The 18,118-nt window shown below is 46.8% G+C and carries 14 protein-coding genes; 7 read left to right on the forward strand and 7 right to left on the reverse strand.

Going from position 1 to position 18,118, the window contains the following annotated elements:
* Nucleotides 1-13: 13 nt before the first annotated feature.
* The 7 genes from KS4_RS12065 to KS4_RS12095 all read right to left on the reverse strand — a co-directional run bounded on the left by KS4_RS12065 (nt 14) and on the right by KS4_RS12095 (nt 11,113).
* Nucleotides 14-3,703 (reverse strand): AsmA family protein, encoded by a 3,690-nt coding sequence (locus tag KS4_RS12065; protein ID WP_145078351.1) that lies wholly within the window; start codon nt 3,701-3,703, stop codon nt 14-16.
* Between the two features lie 254 nt (nt 3,704-3,957).
* Nucleotides 3,958-5,352 carry a PhoH family protein gene (locus tag KS4_RS12070; RefSeq protein WP_145078353.1) on the reverse strand — a complete coding sequence of 465 codons (1,395 nt, stop codon included), beginning with the start codon at nt 5,350-5,352 and terminating at the stop codon, nt 3,958-3,960.
* A gap of 258 nt (nt 5,353-5,610) precedes the next feature.
* Nucleotides 5,611-6,780, reverse strand: a complete 1,170-nt coding sequence (locus KS4_RS12075) for a methyltransferase (RefSeq protein WP_145078357.1) — start codon at nt 6,778-6,780, stop codon at nt 5,611-5,613.
* A 111-nt stretch (nt 6,781-6,891) separates the two neighbouring features.
* Complete coding sequence (locus tag KS4_RS12080; RefSeq protein WP_200761212.1) at nt 6,892-7,683, reverse strand: class I SAM-dependent methyltransferase; 792 nt, start codon at nt 7,681-7,683, stop codon at nt 6,892-6,894.
* A gap of 73 nt (nt 7,684-7,756) precedes the next feature.
* Nucleotides 7,757-8,485, reverse strand: a complete 729-nt coding sequence (locus KS4_RS12085) for a class I SAM-dependent methyltransferase (protein ID WP_145078362.1) — start codon at nt 8,483-8,485, stop codon at nt 7,757-7,759.
* 83 nt (nt 8,486-8,568) lie between these two features.
* The gene (locus tag KS4_RS12090) at nt 8,569-10,155 is read right to left on the reverse strand and encodes a 2-isopropylmalate synthase (protein WP_145078365.1); all 1,587 of its coding nucleotides are present in this window, start codon (nt 10,153-10,155) and stop codon (nt 8,569-8,571) included.
* Nucleotides 10,156-10,471: 316 nt separating this feature from the next.
* The gene (locus tag KS4_RS12095) at nt 10,472-11,113 is read right to left on the reverse strand and encodes a helix-turn-helix domain-containing protein (protein WP_145078368.1); all 642 of its coding nucleotides are present in this window, start codon (nt 11,111-11,113) and stop codon (nt 10,472-10,474) included.
* 123 nt (nt 11,114-11,236) lie between these two features.
* On the opposite strand from KS4_RS12095, the gene tdh reads away from it, so the two are divergent.
* The 7 genes from tdh (at nt 11,237) to KS4_RS12130 (ending at nt 18,112) form a co-directional block, all read left to right on the forward strand.
* Entirely contained in the window at nt 11,237-12,289 is a 1,053-nt protein-coding gene (gene tdh, locus KS4_RS12100; RefSeq protein ID WP_145081627.1) for an L-threonine 3-dehydrogenase, read from the forward strand.
* Between the two features lie 22 nt (nt 12,290-12,311).
* Nucleotides 12,312-13,511: a glycine C-acetyltransferase gene (locus KS4_RS12105; protein WP_145078371.1), complete on the forward strand. Its 1,200-nt coding sequence runs from the start codon at nt 12,312-12,314 to the stop codon at nt 13,509-13,511.
* A 69-nt stretch (nt 13,512-13,580) separates the two neighbouring features.
* The gene (locus tag KS4_RS12110; protein WP_145078374.1) at nt 13,581-14,738 is read left to right on the forward strand and encodes a hypothetical protein; all 1,158 of its coding nucleotides are present in this window, start codon (nt 13,581-13,583) and stop codon (nt 14,736-14,738) included.
* A gap of 112 nt (nt 14,739-14,850) precedes the next feature.
* Entirely contained in the window at nt 14,851-16,095 is a 1,245-nt protein-coding gene (icd, locus tag KS4_RS12115) for an NADP-dependent isocitrate dehydrogenase (RefSeq protein WP_145078377.1), read from the forward strand.
* Nucleotides 16,096-16,296: 201 nt separating this feature from the next.
* On the forward strand, nt 16,297-16,836 hold the full coding sequence (locus KS4_RS12120; RefSeq protein ID WP_145078380.1) for a DoxX family protein: 540 nt from the start codon (nt 16,297-16,299) through the stop codon (nt 16,834-16,836).
* 104 nt (nt 16,837-16,940) lie between these two features.
* Entirely contained in the window at nt 16,941-17,645 is a 705-nt protein-coding gene (locus KS4_RS12125; protein ID WP_200761214.1) for a phospholipase D-like domain-containing protein, read from the forward strand.
* Between the two features lie 14 nt (nt 17,646-17,659).
* Nucleotides 17,660-18,112 (forward strand): hypothetical protein, encoded by a 453-nt coding sequence (locus tag KS4_RS12130; protein ID WP_145078386.1) that lies wholly within the window; start codon nt 17,660-17,662, stop codon nt 18,110-18,112.
* The last annotated feature ends 6 nt before the right edge of the window (nt 18,113-18,118 follow it).

Here is an 18,118-nt window from a genome sequence, read left to right on the forward strand (position 1 = left end):
CATTTCATGTGTGTTAACGGAATATGTCGAGTAGGTCATTTACGGGGTTAGAGCGTTGATCACGATTACGTGGTTGCTCTTGCGGGGATTGTTGTGGTTGCTGATCGGAACTTGCGTTGGAGGATGACTCGTAATTTTTGGCGAGAGCGATTGCGGGGGGTGGGGGGTTCCATGCTTTTAGGCCTGCCTTGCGAAGTTTATCTTCGTTCATGTTTTGGCCGATGCCGCCGATCAAGCCTCCAAGGGTACGGCCGAGGTCACCAGTGTTCTCGGCGATGGCTTTGGTGCCGGTGGTTCCGACGATGTTGAGATAAAGAAAATTCCAGTCGATGTTTGGGTTGTTGATAGAGCCAGAGATTGGGACGTTGTAGACCTGATCGGCGTTGAAGGACTGGGAGAGGAGTGGGGATTGGGCGATGAAGGAAGCGCCCATAATGCCCATAAATGCGTTGAGGCGTTGATTGTTGAGATTGGCGCGGACCTGGAAGCCAACGGCAAGGTCTTCAGAGGTCATCCAGACTTGTGAAGGTTCAACGAGGCCGTTGTTGATGGTGATGTCCATTGGTGTGAAGGTTGCGGTATAGGATTGGGCTTCGTTACGTTGGCTGGTAAGACCGATACCGAGTCGGCCGATGACGTTGCCCATACCTTGCATGAGCCAACCTTGTCGTTTCATTTGAATGGCGCCAAGGTCGAGTGTGCCATCCATGTTGAGGGTCTGGGTTTGAAAATTGGTGAGCGGTAAGGCGAAACGTTCTTTCTTGACGAGCAGACGGATGGGGCGTTCGGAGTTGATCGCATCTGCAAGGACGGGCTGGGCTTTGGCGAGAAGCGTGGAGAATGTTTGTGGGGTGGGTTTGAGTTGAGCGTCGAAATCCTGACGGAGGGTGAGGATGTAATCGCGGGTGACGTGAACATAAGCAGGAACATCGAGGGTTTGCGAATCGATTTTCAGGTCGATATTACCGGGGAAGTCGCCGGTGAGTGTGAGATTGGCGGTAGAACCAACGAGGGCGATGAGCGAACCATTGTAACGACCCAGTTGATCTAACAGATCAATAGGCATACTCTGGATTTGGCTGTCGAAATTGAGGTTAAGGTTTTCGGTATTAATCTTGCCTTGCGAATCGACAACATTTGTGAGTGTGGTTTTTGAACGGATTTTGCCGGTGGATGATTTTTTGTTTGCGGATTGCTGGAGGATGTCGGCTGTTATATTGAGAGTTGTTGGTTGTGTTAGGTCTTGCGCGTCAGCTGTTGCGGCGAGGTTACGGATAAAGAATTGCGTGTCGGAACCACGTTGAACGGCAAACTCTGTTGAGGTGAGATTTGCTTTAAGTTTGGTTTGTTTCGGGTTCATGGAGAGAGGGAGAGAGCCGTCGGTGAGATTGAGGGTCAGTGTTGTGGGCTTGAGTAAATTGAGACGGTTGGCGGGGTTGGTATTTTTGTTTTGTGCAGCGGTGTAGGCGGCATAGGTTTGCGGGGTGAGGGTAAATTTGATGTTGGAGTTAGATTTAATGTCGATAATTTGTTGATTATCGACCGTATCGAGTTGGCCGTCGATATCGGCAGTGAGATTTGGAGAAGTAACGGAAGTGTTGAGAGTGAAGCGCTTATTGAGGTCACCCTCGGCGGTGATGGTGATATTGTCGATTGATGGGCCGATGAGTGTGGCCATACTATTACTAGCGCCAATTAGACTATCAAAGATTGCGGGTGGGATGTCTTTGAGTGTGATCGTTGATTTGTGGAAGGCAGGTGTTTGCCACTTTTCACCCGGGAAATAAGTGTGAATATTACCCGTGATTGATGCGGATTGTTGCTGATTTTGGAGTTTAGCCGCAAGCTGAATGGGGATATCTTTATCGCCAAGATTGGTATTAGGGTGGATATAGATGGTTGAGTTTTGAAGATTGAGGTTTTGATAATTGCCTTGCACAAATGAAAGGTTATCGAGTCGGAGGGTGAGGCCGGTAGTGATGTCGTTGGGGGTGATGGATTGAGATTGGGTATCAATCTTGAATTGTTCAACGCTGAGAATAAGGTTTGCTGGCGAAGCTAGTTTGTAGTCATCGCTATTTAGGGCTGCTGCGAGAAGATTGGGTTGTATGCGGTAGTTGACGATGGTGTCTTGCGTGAGCTGGATATTATTGGGTGAAACAACAGCGTCCATGGTTGCGTTGCCGTGCGCGGTGGTGAGTTGAAGATTGAGCATACCTTCTTGTTTTTGACCGCTGTAATTAGCGATCAGGGCTGAATCGATGGTCGCTCCGAGGGCTTGCATATAGAGATCAGAAGAATTGAGAAGATCATCGAGGATTGCAGCAAGTGGGAATTGATTGACAGCTAGTTTCACGTCACTGGTGTACTGATTGGTCGCGAAAGTGTTGTCTGGTGCGAGCCAATCATTGATGTTGGCAGTGAGATTAATTTCGCCACGGTTTTTATTAAGCATCGCAACGGAATTGAGATTGGCGGCGAGTGATGTGGCGAGGTGATCGGATTGAAGCGTCGCAACTGTACGGCGAAGATCTATTTCACCGACATTTGGTGTATGGAGCATGATCTGTGAGATGTCGAGTTTGAGATCGGTCTGAGCGTTTTGCAGGTTAGGTTTGCTATTCACGATGGGGAGATTGAGCTTATCAAGAGCAAGTGTGATCGTGAAGGGTTTTTCAAGTGTTGAATTGTTTTGGCCGGTTTGATCACGGGTGATGATTCGCCAAGCTTCTGGGGTGATGTCGAGAGTGAGTTGTGCTGGCGTGGCATTGGTGATGGAACTGCCGTTGCTTGCGATATCGGCAGAAGCATTGATGTGCTGTGATTGGGTGTTGAGTTTGATTGCCATATTGTCGAGATTGCCGTTTGCGGTCAGCGAGGAATTGAGCGTCGGGCCGATGAGAGCGATGAGTTTACCTTGCTGATTGGCCATACGATCGATTGCATCAATAGGCAGATCGTTGAGGTGGGCTGCGACATCAAGATTGGTTTTTGTGAAGGTGAGTTGGGCATTGTTATCGAGGAGATTTTGGATGTTGGCGTTGATATCGAGTTTGCCTGCGGATTGATTTTGTGTGATAGAGCCTTGAATGTTGATTGTAATGTCTTGCGGGCGTTTGAAATCAATTTGCGTGGTTGGAATCTCAAGGATGATCGGTTCGAGATCTGGAGCGTTGTAGGTTAACTGTGCATCTTTGACGTTTAGTGCAAAAGACAGACCAGCGAGCATATTGGAAGTGCTATCTTTTGAAGGAGATTTTGGCTTTTTCGGTGTTGATGCTTTGGGTGAAGATATTGCTGCATCGAGATTGGTTTGGCCGGTGGGTTGTTGAATGATGTTGCTGCGCAGGTAAGCAATATCGATGTTACCTAGATTGCGTGAACCGGAGATGAGTGAGCCAAGGGATGCATCGGGAATTTTCAGCGATTGAATTGAGAGGACAGATTGATTCTGAGGGTCTCGGAGCTCGAGATCCGTGATGTATTGCCCAGAGAACCAACCGATTGAGATTGACTTAATGGTCACTGATCCGGGGATCTGCGTATTGATTATTTTTACAAGAAGGGCTTTGCCGGGAGTTGTCGAGAGGAGTGAAGGGAGCGCAAGAATGAGGAGTAGTATTGCGAGAATCGCGATGGCAATAATCTTGCCAGTACGGTTCTGCTTGGATGGTTGAGCGGCTGGTGTGTTTGTTTCGTTCATAATATGTCCCCGCAATTCCTGGGGTTAGTTTTTTGTATTTAAGTATAACGAGCATGAGGGGGTGAGTATTTCAGAGAGTTATCTGTTTCACTGAATCTTGATGCCTGATGATAAGCGCTATATTGATCTTCGTCATGATGAAGGTGGAGATGGGGGTAGATGGTGAAAAACCGGTTAGCGGTAGGGGAAGCGATGAAAAAACACGCTCATGTACGAAGACATGGGCGTGCTGTATTTCATAGGTTGCTTAAGCACTAGAGTTTATCGGCGGCTATGGAGGCGAGTTCGCTGCGTTCTGACTTAGCGAGCGTCATGTGGCCGACAAGAGGCTGGCCCTTAAGCCGTTCGATCATGTAGGAAAGGCCGTTGGATGAGGCGTCAAGGTAGGGATTATCAATCTGTGCGACATCGCCGGTGAGAATGATCTTGGTGCCTTCGCCGACACGCGAGACAATTGTTTTGACTTCGTGGGGTGTGAGGTTTTGTGCTTCATCGATGATGATGAATTGATGAGGAATGGAGCGGCCTCGGATGTAGGTGAGAGGTTCGAGGACGAGCTGGCCGGAGTCCATGAATTGTTTAATACGTTGCTCGGGGTTTTTAGATTCGGCATGCTGGGAACCTACGCCACGCGTTGACATGAGGTAGGTAAGGTTGTCGAAGATAGGTTGCATCCAGACCGATAGTTTTTCGTCTTTATCGCCGGGGAGGTAGCCGATGTCACGGCCCATAGGCATGATGGGGCGGGCTACAAGGAATTTGTCGTAGCGTTCTTCGATGAATGTTTTACTCATGCCTGCAGCAATAGCGAGGAGAGTTTTACCGGTACCGGCCTGACCGAGAAGGGTGACGAGTTTGACTTCATCATCGAGGAGTAGATCAAGGGCCATGGTTTGTTGGACGTTACGTGCCATGACGCCAAAGACGGGTTTACGCGGGGTATTGACAGGGATGAGATGATCGGTGTCTGCAAGGCGGCGAGCGATGCCGGAATGCGATGAGTCCATTTGAGATTGTAGCTTGATGAATTGATTAGCATGGATATCGATGGGCTCCGTTGAGCCATCATCGTTGGTGATGAAAAGGAAATCTTTAATTGAGTCGATATCAAGCTGTTTTTCCTGATAGAGCATGTCGATGATCTCATCGGGAACTGCGATTTCCAGATAACCTGCGTAGAGGCGGTCACTGTCTACTTTTTGGACTTCAAAATCCTGTGTTTCTATGCCGAGGGCATCAGATTTCAGGCGGACGTTAATGTCCTTGGTGATGAGGATGGTTGTTCTGCCAGCTTGCTTGAGGTTATATGCAACGCCGATAATGCGATTATCGGGAACCTCATTACGGATCATGTGTGGGCGCTCTTCGTCGGCAAAGTCGACACGGATGCGGCCGCCATGCCCGTTCCAATATACACCTTCGGCGAGCTTTCCTTTAGAACGCAACTTATCGAGTTCACGGATAACTTGCCGAGCATTGCGGCCGACGTCATCGTTTTCTTTTTTGAATTTGTCGAGTTCTTCGAGAACGGTGAATGGGATCACAACTTCGTTATCAGCGAACATGAAGAGGGCTGCGGAGTTGTGGAGCAAGACGTTGGTATCGAGGACAAAATATTTTACATGTCCGGATTTGGATGATTCATTCATACTCAACGAGTTCCTCTCTCAGCCTAAGATTTCAAAGTCCACCCTGCCCTAAAGGCATTTACTTTTGGGTACGCCTTTCATTATGTCATACGACATTACGATCTATTTTGTTCATAAATTGATTATCGGCAAGGATGATTTTGTTTGGTGAATATCTTATGAAGATGTGATGAATGAAATTATATAATCCGGTGGACACATGTGATAAAATAGGCGTTTTATCGCCTTCAACATAGTATTTACGTTGACATTCTCAGCTTAATTGATTTGAGCTTGATGGATTGAGAAAGTGTTCGTTCGATGAAGAACTTGAGCGTCATAGCCAGCATGCTTGAGCATTTTGGCATAGGGAAGGAAAGTGTTGGCAACAATCAGCAATTGACCATCTTTGGCTAGATGCGGCCTGGCGGATTCTAGGAGACGCTGCATCATCGTTATATTTTGCTCATGGCCCTGATGGTATGGTGGATTAGTAATCATCAAATCAATTGATTCAGGGTTAATCGGATTCTGAAGATCAAATTGCAATTGAGGATATGGATTATGCGCATCACAAGTTGCTGGGTAGAAAGACATCGCAGCATCGGCCGCGCCAATGCTTATGCGATCTTGTAGTGATTGCGTGGATGCATTCTCCCAAGTGCAACTAAGTGCTAGTAGATCGATGTCAGACAGGTAGACATGCTTAGCCCCAAGTTGAGCGGAGGCTAGGCCAAGAATACCTGAGCCACAACCGACATCCCAAACGGTTTTGCCTTGAACTAGTTCGGAAGATAAATGATCAAGGAGCATTGCAGAGCCGTTGTCGAGATGCTCCCACGAAAAGATGCCGGGTAGTGTTCGGTGCGAAACAGTCGTATCGGTCGAAGAGAGATCATAGGTATGGTATGAATCGAGGATAAGCCCAGGATCGTTTTGCCAACGCGTCTGCTTTGTTTGATCAGATTTGTAGCATGTACCGACGCGGCAATGTTTTTTGATAATCGTGGTCTCACCGGAGCCGAGAAACTGGGTCGCATCTTTGATGATGGATTTTGCGCCCAATTGAGTTTGGCCGACGAGATATAGCGGTGTATTGGGTTTGAGTGCGCGTTTGATTACAGTAAAAAGTTTACGAGTGAAGTAGCGGCCCTTGGGCACAGTGAGTAACGCTGCGTCATACTGTTCGTGTGCATTCGGCAGGACAGATGGATGCACAGTAACTTGGCTGTTATTAGCAAAATGCTGCGACAATGCTAAGTAGCGGCGAAAATCCTTCAAATACAGATCGATTTTAGCGTTGGGGAATAGTTGGTGAGCTTGCCGTGCAAGGTAGCCAGTTGGGTCTTCGAGGATAAGCAAGCGTTCTGGTAATTGATGATCAGCGTCACGAAAAGCTTGAAAGAGTAGTTGCTGAGCGTTATGGAGGGCATCTTTTTTGATGCTCATGAGCGGATTCCTTGCAATAAAACGTGCGTATTTTGAGGATGACGGGTATCGTCATCAATTCTGTCATTGATATTTCACAAATGTCACGCGACTTGCGAAATGATTGTGAAGCTATTTTATTGCATTGAAAGCGGCATAACAAAGGTGCTTATGGAGGATGTCCACTTCGCTGAAACCGATAGCACGGAGTTGGTCAATTTGCCAAAGTAAGGAGCGAGGGGTGTCTTCCTGTTTTATATGATCAAAAACGAAATCACGATATTCATCATCTACAGTTTTTGAGAGATATTGGCCATATCTTGTGTAGGCGTCTTGGTGGATTGAAGAACTGGTGATATCCACAAGATCGAAAACAAAAAGTGAGGCTCCGGGACGAAGGGCGGTATGGAGTTGCTTGTAGGTATCCAGCCATTCACGCTCATGACGAAGGTGATGTAAAACAAGCGAACAAAGAATAACATCGTAATGATTTTCCTTGAGAGAAAGTTTTCGGATATCTTGAGCATGCGTTTTGATTATGCCGGATGTTCGTTTTGCGAGTGATTTTTCGGCGGTTTGAAGCATCTCTCTCGAAAGATCAACAAGCGTAAGATTTACATCAGGAAGTTGATTGCGGAGATTGGGTGCTTTACTCTGCAATTTCTGAAGTAGTAGATTGGATGCATTACCGCCACCACAGCCAAGATCAAGAACGCGCTTGATCTGTGGCTGCTGAGCTACGGCAACTGTGGCGATCATATCGAGACATAGCTGACCATCGAGAATCGCTGGCATGATTTGATCTGGGTCACTGAACAGTTCTGTATTTTCTGAAAAAAATTCCCTGATCTGATCAACAGATGAAACTGCTCGGGAAGTCTGCTGTTTTAATGACACACGATCTACGTTTTTTTTACTAACCATTGTTATGCTCCTGCAATCTATGTAGGACGATAGGCGCAATAAAAGAAAAGAGCACCATTTATGGTGCGTGCCGCTACTTAAATGCACAATACGCGGCACAAACACCGTGTTTATGAAGAACATCTACGCAGGAAAAACCAGCGTTCTCCAGCTGCGTCAATTGCCACATGAGAGGACGAGGTGAATCCTCTTGATCAATGTAATCAAACACAAGATCTCGGTATTCAGCATCCTTAAAGTTAACGAGATAATCGCTGTACTGTTGCCAAGCCAATTGATGAAGCGTGTGATTATCATGTTCAACGAGGTCGTAGATCCAAAGGGCACCGCCGGGTTTGATAGCGGTGTGAAGTTTTTGGAATACTTGTGACCACTCATGCTCTTCACGAAGATGATGGAGTACCATGGCGGCTACGACACAGTCATATTGCTTTTCGGGAAGATCTTTGTTGCGTATATCGTTTTGAAGCAGCGTAATTTGCCCCGTGGTTTGCGATGCGATGCGGGTGCTAGCACGTTCGAGCATATTGGGACTGAGATCATTGAGTGATACATGGACTTGATTATGTTTGAGTTGCTGGAGAATACGAAGCGTGAAGTTACCGGCACCGCAGCCGATATCGAGGATGTGCGACATGTTGGGAGTATGATTTGTTGCGGCTTGAGCGATTAGATCCAAGCAATAAGCTGCGTCGATGGCCGCGGTCTGGCCGGTTTCGAGATTGGAAAAACGCTCAACGTCATTGTCGAAACGCGATCGGATTTGTTCGGGGGTTGATTTTTCATTCAGTTGGCGAGACATTCATAAATTCCATTTCAAATGGTGATTTTAAAAAAGCAGCTCTCACTTGAGAGCTGCTTTGTGGTTTGATCTGTGCTGAAGGATCAGGGTTGCTCTGCAAGCACGGGTTCGGTTGTGGTTTTAATTCGATTAATGGCGCTGAGGTATGCATGCACCGCCGCCTCAATGACGTCTGTTGAGAATGCGCGGCCTCGAACTTTACGATCGTTGTGTCGAATCTGGACAGCAACTTCACCTTGTGCATCTTTGCCGCCTGTGATGGCTCGTGTCTGATATTGCTCAAGCTTAACGTTCACGCCCGTAATGCGTTGGATCGCTTCATAACAAGCATCGATCGGCCCATCGCCGGTTGCTGCATCCATCTTTTCTGCACCTGATGAATCACGCAGAACCACTGTCGCGGTGCTGATTACACCTGTTCCGCTGCTGATTTGGAAACGAACAAGTTCCCAAAGCTGACGCTCTGTTTCCATTTCCTTATCAATAATCGCTTCAATATCCTCGTCATAAACATCCTTCTTCTTGTCAGCCAAGGTTTTGAAGGCGTCATAAACGCTGATGAGCATTTCATCATCGATTGAATAACCAAGTTGCTCAATACGATCTTTAAGTGCATGGCGGCCAGAATGCTTTCCTAATACAAGCTTAGATTCGGGAACGCCGATGTCTGTCGGGTTCATGATCTCATAAGTATTGCGATTCTTGAGCATCCCGTCTTGGTGGATGCCGGATTCGTGAGCAAATGCATTCTCACCCACAATGGCTTTATTACGCTGAACTAACAAGCCTGTGAGGTTGGAGACCATGCGTGATAAGGGGTAAAGTTTTTCAATCTTAATGCCGGTCGTGAACTGCTCATAGAAATCAGCGCGAGTACGAAGTGCCATGATGATTTCTTCGAGGGCTGCATTACCAGCACGCTCGCCAATACCGTTAATCGTGCATTCAATTTGACGTGCACCACCTTGCATGGCAGCGATAGAGTTTGCAACGGCAAAACCCAGGTCGTTGTGACAATGCGACGAGAGGATGATGCCTTTTTCATCAATAATAGGGAGCTGTTCGCGGACGTATGAGAAGATGCGGCCGTATTCTGCTGGCATCGCATATCCAACAGTATCGGGGATGTTGATTGTCGTTGCACCGGCCTCGATAACAGCACCGGTAATATCAACCAGATGATTCAACTCAGTGCGTGAGCCATCTTCTGGCGAGAACTCAACATCGTCGGTGTACTCACGTGCATGAGCAACAGATTTCTTTGATAACGCAACGATCTCATCGAAAGCTTTGTTTAGTTTGTGTTCACGATGGATTTTTGAGGTTGCACAGAACACATGAATACGTGTTTTATTACCACCTTTGATGGCTTCGCCTGCACGATCGATATCGCGCGGGACACAGCGAGACAGACCTGCGACGATCGTGTTTTGAATTTCTTGGCTGATGGCACGAACGGAATCGAAATCACCTTGAGAAGTGATGGGGAATCCTGCTTCGATGACGTCCACACCAAGCGCTTCAAGTTGCCGTGCAATTTCGAGCTTCTCAGAGTTATTGAGAGAAGCACCGGGTGATTGTTCGCCATCACGAAGGGTGGTGTCAAAAATCCGGATGTATTTTGCGTTATTCGGGTCAACTTCGCCAAATTGTTGATTGGTTGTAGACATCTGCCTAACTCCTGAATTGAGTGACTGAACCGTTCAGCCTGTGAATCTATCAGTGATGATAGAGGTTGGATGTAAAAAAACCCTGTCGGTTTTAGCCGGACAGGGTGTTGGAAGCTTGTTTTGGGGAAGCATCCCAGTCCGACTAACTGCGCAAAATAAGTAGGCCAAGGCTAAGGCCGAGGTCTAGTTGAATGCTGCTAAGTCGAATGGAACGTTCGTTGTTCATGGTTAGTAAGGATAATCAGCAAATACGGGTGTGTCAACGGAGCTGGCCGGTTTATGGCAAGATCTTGCGATAATCTCACAATTAGTGGGCTTAGGCACGGTATGTCGTGACAAGGAAGGCGTATAACTGGGTCTTGCCCGAGTTCTCGATCATGTGAGGGACATCAGCTCGGTAATGAGCAGAATCACCTTTTTTGAGTACACAGACATCATCACCAGAGTGAACCGAGCCCTGCCCTTTAAGGACAGTGAGGAATTCAGTGGTGCCTTCAAAGTGCGAAGCGGAGCGCATCTGCGTACCGGGCTCAAGGCGGAGCTCATAAAACTCCACATCTTTTTCTTTATTAAGCGGAGAAAGCGTACGAACCTGCATGGTGTCATCAGATTTGTAGATGAAGGTCGGGTCATCACCACGGATGATCTCGATGTGCGATTCAGTCATTGCAGCATCGACAAGATGACCAAGGGGGAGATTAAAAGCTTGCGCGATACGATATGCGACACCAAGTGTCGGATTGGCCTGCCCTCGCTCAATCTGTGAAAGCATGGAACGGGAGACACCTGACGCATCGGCAAGTTGCTGCAATGTCCAACGTTGCTTTTTTCGAAGTTCGCGAACTTTATCACAAACAGCCTTTGTGACGGGATCAGAACCGTCATGCCGATCATGAGAAACGCTGGGGGTCGGATCTTGTGGTGTATTGCCCTGAGATTGGTTGGGGTTATTCGTCAAATGATATCCAATCGAATCATACGGATGGTTTTTTGGGTCTCAGTCGCATATAAGATACCGAACAAACGTCCATGATATTGTAACACCAAGATACTTCATGTGTGGTGCCCGATGGCAGAATTAATGAACGCATTAGTTAAACGAAAGTCAGAACGTGGCCTGTGGCTGGAACAGGTGCCAGTTCCTAAGATTGGGCCAACTGAGGTTCTGATACGTGTGGACCGTACAGGAATCTGTGGTACGGATCTGCACATCTATAACTGGGATCGTTGGGCTCAGCAGACAATCCCCGTGCCGATGGTTGTGGGGCATGAGTTTGTGGGTGAGATTATCGAAGTTGGAAGTATGGTCAGTGATTTCCATGCTGGGCACATTGTCTCCGGTGAAGGACATGTAGTTTGCGGGCATTGTCGTAATTGCATGGCAGGCAGACGGCATTTGTGTGCTGAAACCAAAGGGATCGGTGTCAATCGACCTGGCGCATTCGCTGAGTATATTGCGTTGCCACAGACAAATGTCTGGTTGCATGAGCATGGGCTTGGGCGTGACACGAAATCAATATTTGACCCTTTAGGGAATGCTGTCCATACCGCCCTATCTTTCGATGTATTAGGGGAAGATGTATTAATTACTGGAGCTGGACCGATTGGATGCATGGCATGTGCGGTCGTGAAGCATGCAGGCGCAAGGTATATCATTGTCACCGATGTGAATGAGTATCGACTTGAACTTGCCCAAAAAATGGGAGCAACCTGCACGGTCAACCCAAAGCATGAATCTCTTGATGACATACGAGAAAAGCTAAACATGCGAGAAGGTTTTGATGTCGGGCTAGAAATGTCAGGCAATCCAAATGCTTTCAGGCAAATGCTTGCACAAATGTGCCACGGCGGAAAGATCGCGATGTTAGGCATCCCGTCTGAGGATATCTCAATCGATTGGAATCAGGTCGTATTCAATATGATCACGATCAAAGGTATTTATGGACGGGAAATGTATGAAACTTGGTACAAAATGACCGTGATGATTCAGAGTGGCTTGGACATCTCGCCCGTCATCACGCACCGATTTGATTACACGAACTTTGAAAAAGGTTTTGAGGTTATGAATACCGGCCAATGCGGCAAGGTCATTTTATACTGGAACCAAGACAATAAACCTCCAAACATTGACTAACACAACATCAAATGAGGTGCACATGTACGGTCAATTTAGACAGCATTTAAGCGATGAACTTACTGCGATAGATAAAGCCGGGTTGTATAAACATGAACGCTTTATTAGTTCTCCCCAGCAAGCTCATGTTGGTGTATACCGACCGGAGGATAAAAACGGTAGTAAGCCCGTTCTAAATTTATGTGCCAACAACTACCTCGGTCTGGCGAATCATCCAGATATTATCTCAGCAGCAGAACGTGCGATGCGTCAGTGGGGCTATGGTTTAGCATCGGTTCGATTTATCTGCGGCACACAAACAATACACAAACAACTTGAAGAAAAACTAAGCCATTTTCTAGGAACTGAAGACACGATTCTTTACTCATCGTGCTTTGATGCAAACGGCGGATTATTTGAAACTATACTTTCTGAGCAAGATGCGATCATTTCAGATCAACTCAACCATGCCTCCATCATTGATGGCATACGCCTCTGCAAAGCCAAGCGATATCGTTACACCAATAATGACATGAATGATCTTGAAGCGAAATTAAAGCAAGCTGATGAAGCTGGTGTCCGCTATAAGTTGATCACAACTGATGGTGTATTCTCAATGGATGGATACATCGCACAACTAGATAAAGTTTGCGATCTAGCTGAACAATACAAGGCACTTGTCCATTTCGATGACTGTCATGCGACAGGCTTTCTCGGAAAAACGGGACGAGGAACACATGAATTTCGCGGCGTGATGGATCGAATAGATCTCACAACTGGCACCTTAGGCAAAGCAGTTGGCGGCGCGTCAGGCGGTTACACTTCTGGCAAGAAAGAGATTGTCGAGTTGCTACGGCAACGGTCACGTCCTTATCTTTTTTCAAATTCACTCGCCCCCGCGATTGTGGGCGCAACACTCAAATCTCTCGAAATCATGGAATCAACAACTGAACTCCGGGACAAGCTGGAAAGCAACACAAAACTATTCCGAGAGGGAATGAGCGAGGCAGGTTACGATATCTTGCCAGGCGAACACCCAATCACGCCGATTATGATTGGTGACGCAAAAAAAGCGGCATCTCTAGCCGATCAAATGCTCAAGCGTGGAATTTACGTGATCGCTTTCAGTTATCCTGTGGTACCTGAAAATATGGCTCGGATTCGCGTTCAAGTATCTGCTGCTCACACTGAGGAAGATTTGAAATTCGCAATTGATCAGTTTTCTGAAGCTCAAAAAACATAGAAAAATGCAATGAATCTAATCACTCTTCACCTATTCATCACCACAACACATCCGTGATACAATGCGTTCATGTCCGATTTATTACCGATTTTCGCGCCCTATAGCGGCTGGTTAATTCTGCTACTCCTGCTAATGATCGGAATTTGCATTGCTGCATATGGCCTACTTCGTGACCGGCGCAAGCCATACCCAAGATGCCCAAAATGTCGCTACAACCTTACAGGTTTTCAAAATTCATCTAACGATCAATGCCCTGAATGCGGCGAAGTAATTCATACACAAGCTAATCTATACTCATGCAACCGCTCATACCGTTTGATCATCTTGGGCTTGCTATTTGCTTTCGCATTACCAATCTTTATTGTACAGCGTAGAGTTAGACAATATGGATGGATCTATTATACGTATGTCGGACCGCTTTATTATCTACTGCCTGATGTAGTGATTGCTGAAAAAGAAATCAATGGTTTCAAAATTATTGAAACGGCAGATCGAAGAGCATATTACACATCTCGAAATGACATCACCCATCTTACGATTGCAACTGAAAACGATATTGTCATACAAAAAGATGGATTTCGCTGGCAATACGATATTGATGGCCGCAGTCAGAGTAATCGTGAAATCATCGGACAAGACATTACAGGTAACAACTATCCAAATATCGTTTTTTTCGAATGGACCGGCGGTGCACATTGTTGCTATCCAACGACCATTCTAGAACAGCGTGAGGATCAAACTGTCGTGCTATTCGACGACGATCTGGGGAATTCTTCCATACAAATACTTGATTTGAATAATGATGGCATACAGGAGCTCATTGTTCGTGATCAGATTTTCGCGTACTGGAAAACATCCTATGCCGGCTCACCCTTACCTCAAGTCATCTATCAATTCGATGGCGACCAATACGTAACCGCTGCCAATCTGATGCTCCAACCTCCACGAACAGACAAACAGCAAATTGAGATTGCGACGCGCATCAATCAATCGATGCAGAGCAATACTTACCTAGATGCTTACTACTCATATATTCTCACGCCATTTACAGACCTCGTTTACTCCGGCAATGCTAGCCAAGCATTTGAGCTTCTGGATTCAACTTGGCCTGAAAACGTCAATACCATATCTAAAGACCAGTTTATCTCTGAATTTAAAGCACAAATACGCAAATCTCCCCATTACCAGGTGATCTGCCAGCTTAACGGGGATATATTTGAGGACTGAGCAAATATCACCATAATGGGTAATCTGGGAGTGTGTGTGGCCCCTCCCCTTGCAGGCTTGCATTGCACCCTGCATCATCGATGAATCAAAAATACTAGCTGGAGACAGTCATATGACCGCAACCACAGGCGAGCGCATCACGCTAACCGATGGCAAGCTCAACGTACCCAACCAACCTGTTATCCCTTTTATTGAAGGTGATGGCACAGGCCCTGACATCTGGGAAGCCTCGCAAGCTGTCTTCGATGCTGCGGTTGAAAAAGCCTACAAGGGTGAAAAGAAAATTGCATGGATGGAAGTCCTCGCAGGTGAAAAAGCTTTCAACCAAACCAGTGATTGGCTGCCCAAACAAACCTTAGAGGCGTTTGACACATTCCTCGTTGGCATTAAAGGTCCACTCACCACACCAGTCGGTGGCGGCATTCGTTCACTTAATGTGGCATTGCGTCAGATCCTCGATCTCTACGTCTGCCTCCGACCTGTTCGCTACTTCGATGGCGTTCCCTCACCGGTCAAACAGCCAGAGCTCACCGATATGGTAATCTTCCGTGAAAACTCGGAAGATATTTATGCTGGCATCGAGTTCGAAGATGGCTCCGATGATTGCCAAAAATTCAAAAAACTTTTCGCAGATGCTTTCCCAGACAAAGCATCAAAAATCCGCTTCCCTGAAACAACCGGCATCGGTATCAAACCGATCTCTAAAGACGGTACATATCGCCTCGTCCGCGCAGCGATCCAATACGCTATCGATAACGATAAAGATTCCGTCACGCTCGTCCACAAAGGTAACATCATGAAGTTTACCGAAGGTGCATTCCGTGACTGGGGCTACCAGATCGCTCAGGAAGAATTTGGCGCAAAGGAACTTGATGGTGGTCCATGGTGTACTTTCAAAAACCCCAACACCGGCACGACGATCACGATCAAGGATGTCATTGCTGATGCTTTCCTCCAGCAGATCCTCACCCGTCCTGCAGAATACTCTGTGATCGCAACAATGAACCTCAACGGTGACTACATCTCTGATGCACTAGCAGCATGCGTTGGCGGCATCGGCATCGCGCCTGGCGGCAACATTAACTATGATTCAGGCCACGCCATCTTCGAGGCAACTCACGGCACAGCCCCAAAATACGCGAACCAAGACAAAGTCAATCCTGGCTCTGTCATCCTTTCAGGCGAAATGATGCTGCGTTTCCTTGGTTGGACCGAAGCCGCTGACTTGATCATCAAGGGCATGAACGGTGCCATCGGCGCCAAGACTGTCACCTACGACTTCGAACGCCTCATGGACGGTGCGAAGCTGTTGAAATGCTCTGAATTTGGTCAAGCCATCATCAAGCACATGGGTTAATCATCCCGATAATATCCAACGAAATACTTCAGCCGCTCTCTACGAGCGGCTTTTTCTTTCCCTCACACATCCAAATACATAAACATCCTCAGTAACCCTACCCCGTATCCATATGGCAATCACCCACAAGCTTTTCCCGAATGTTTAGTCGATGATCTACTCATATCAACGATCTGCTCAACAAACACAAAGGAGCAAACCATGTGGAAAGGTTACCTGATTCTAACTCATGCATTGAGCCGCTCTGGTATTGGCGCTCTACTTGTCAGACTCATGGTTGGCTTTGTCTTCTTTTATCACGGCTCGCAAAAACTTTTTGGTTGGTTTGACGGCCCGGGAATCGACAATGCAAAAATGTTCTTTACTGAGTTGCAAATCCCTATGCCTCACATCACTGTTTGGGTCGCATCTATCACCGAATTCTCCAGTGGAATCCTTCTCGCCCTTGGCTTCTTGACTCGACCCGCATCATTTCTCTTGGCATTCTTAATGTTCGTCGCTGCATATGTCGTGCATAGCGGCAACGGTTTTGATTTTTCAAACAATGGATACGAATATCAAGCAGTTCTGATGATCGTCGCGATAGGCTTTGTGTTCAGCGGCCCCGGCAATATCAGTGTTGATCGAATTTTCTGCCTATGCTGTAAGAAAAACTGTGATGACAACATGTGCCCAGCCGACAAATGCGACAAACAATCGCAAGATCCCACATCCGAGGACGGCACCAACCCCACCGAATAAAACAACACAAATCATGAATCATCTCAAGCCTGCACTCAAGCAGGCTTTTTCTATGCCGCAATTTTCGATTAGAATACATGCATCGCCATATACTAGGGAGCATCGTGAAGTATCAACAACAAATCGAACTCGAAGATATTCTTGAAACAACCTTTCAGGACATGAAGCTTTCCAACAGTGAGTCTGATGCAATACGTCAGATCGTTGACGACATACAAGCCGATCACCAAGCGCTTGCGTTCATGCGCAATAAAGCATTCGGTATCGCTCGCAAGCATATAAACTCAAACCCAACTCAAGTCATAGATTGGCTCGAACGCCTAGACAAAATAATTGATAACGCAACGCGTCATCCCGCACAACCTTCGTCATCAAAGCAACCGGTCACAACATTCTCACCCGGAACATCATGCCTGCAATTAATCAATCAAACGCTCGCCGAGGCTCGCATAGCCATCGACATCTGCGTCTTCACCATCACTGACAATCACATCACACAACAGCTTATCGATCTTCACAAACGAGGCATCCCCATTCGCATTATTTCTGATGATGATAAATCAACAGATGATGGTTCCGACATCTACCAGCTAAAACGCATGGGGATCCCAACCCGTACCGACCACACCTCAAACCACATGCACCATAAATTCGCGATCATCGATCATAAAACACTTCTCACCGGATCATATAACTGGACCCGTGGCGCTCGCCATAATCATGAGAATATACTCCGCATTCATGACTCATCGATCATCAAAGCATACTCACAAACTTTCGATCATTTATGGAATGAGTTCGACATTTAGTACTGGAAATGATGATGCACGACCACACTGAAGAACCTATCGAAAACGACAGCAATAATACTTCTCCAGTTACTCCAACATGCATCAAGTGCATTCAATGTGGCTACGATCTCACCGGCGTTGCAATCGGTGGGCAATGTCCTGAATGCGGTGCTTCAGTCAATATCTCATTTCAAGTATCACAAAATACGACATCTGGTTACGCCATCGCATCACTGATCTTGGGTATCGCATCAATCGCAGGCTGCATGTTTTATGGCATCCCGAGTGTAATCTGCGGACCACTCGCCATCATTTACGCGGGCAAAGCAAAAGACCAAATCCTTCGTGGTGAACGTATCCCCGCCTCAATGAATATGGCCAACGCTGGGAAAATCTGCGGCATCATTGGCCTATGTATTGGTCTTCTTGGCTTACTTGCATTCATCGCATTCATCATCATTCAGGTTGTCTTTGTCACGATGTAGCTTAAA

Origin of the sequence: Poriferisphaera corsica, from assembly GCF_007747445.1 — a bacterium.
Lineage (GTDB): Bacteria > Planctomycetota > Phycisphaerae > Phycisphaerales > Phycisphaeraceae > Poriferisphaera > Poriferisphaera corsica.

Bases quoted from the DNA above. Each gene is read 5' to 3' on its own strand.
- KS4_RS12065 (WP_145078351.1), bottom strand. From the start codon at position 3,703: ATGAACGAAACAAACACACCAGCCGCTCAACCATCCAAGCAGAACCGT.
- KS4_RS12070 (WP_145078353.1), bottom strand. From the start codon at position 5,352: ATGAATGAATCATCCAAATCCGGACATGTAAAATATTTTGTCCTCGAT.
- KS4_RS12075 (WP_145078357.1), bottom strand. From the start codon at position 6,780: ATGAGCATCAAAAAAGATGCCCTCCATAACGCTCAGCAACTACTCTTT.
- KS4_RS12080 (WP_200761212.1), bottom strand. From the start codon at position 7,683: ATGGTTAGTAAAAAAAACGTAGATCGTGTGTCATTAAAACAGCAGACT.
- KS4_RS12085 (WP_145078362.1), bottom strand. From the start codon at position 8,485: ATGTCTCGCCAACTGAATGAAAAATCAACCCCCGAACAAATCCGATCG.
- KS4_RS12090 (WP_145078365.1), bottom strand. From the start codon at position 10,155: ATGTCTACAACCAATCAACAATTTGGCGAAGTTGACCCGAATAACGCA.
- tdh (WP_145081627.1), top strand. From the start codon at position 11,237: ATGAACGCATTAGTTAAACGAAAGTCAGAACGTGGCCTGTGGCTGGAA.
- KS4_RS12105 (WP_145078371.1), top strand. From the start codon at position 12,312: ATGTACGGTCAATTTAGACAGCATTTAAGCGATGAACTTACTGCGATA.
- KS4_RS12110 (WP_145078374.1), top strand. From the start codon at position 13,581: ATGTCCGATTTATTACCGATTTTCGCGCCCTATAGCGGCTGGTTAATT.
- icd (WP_145078377.1), top strand. From the start codon at position 14,851: ATGACCGCAACCACAGGCGAGCGCATCACGCTAACCGATGGCAAGCTC.
- KS4_RS12120 (WP_145078380.1), top strand. From the start codon at position 16,297: ATGTGGAAAGGTTACCTGATTCTAACTCATGCATTGAGCCGCTCTGGT.
- KS4_RS12130 (WP_145078386.1), top strand. From the start codon at position 17,660: ATGCACGACCACACTGAAGAACCTATCGAAAACGACAGCAATAATACT.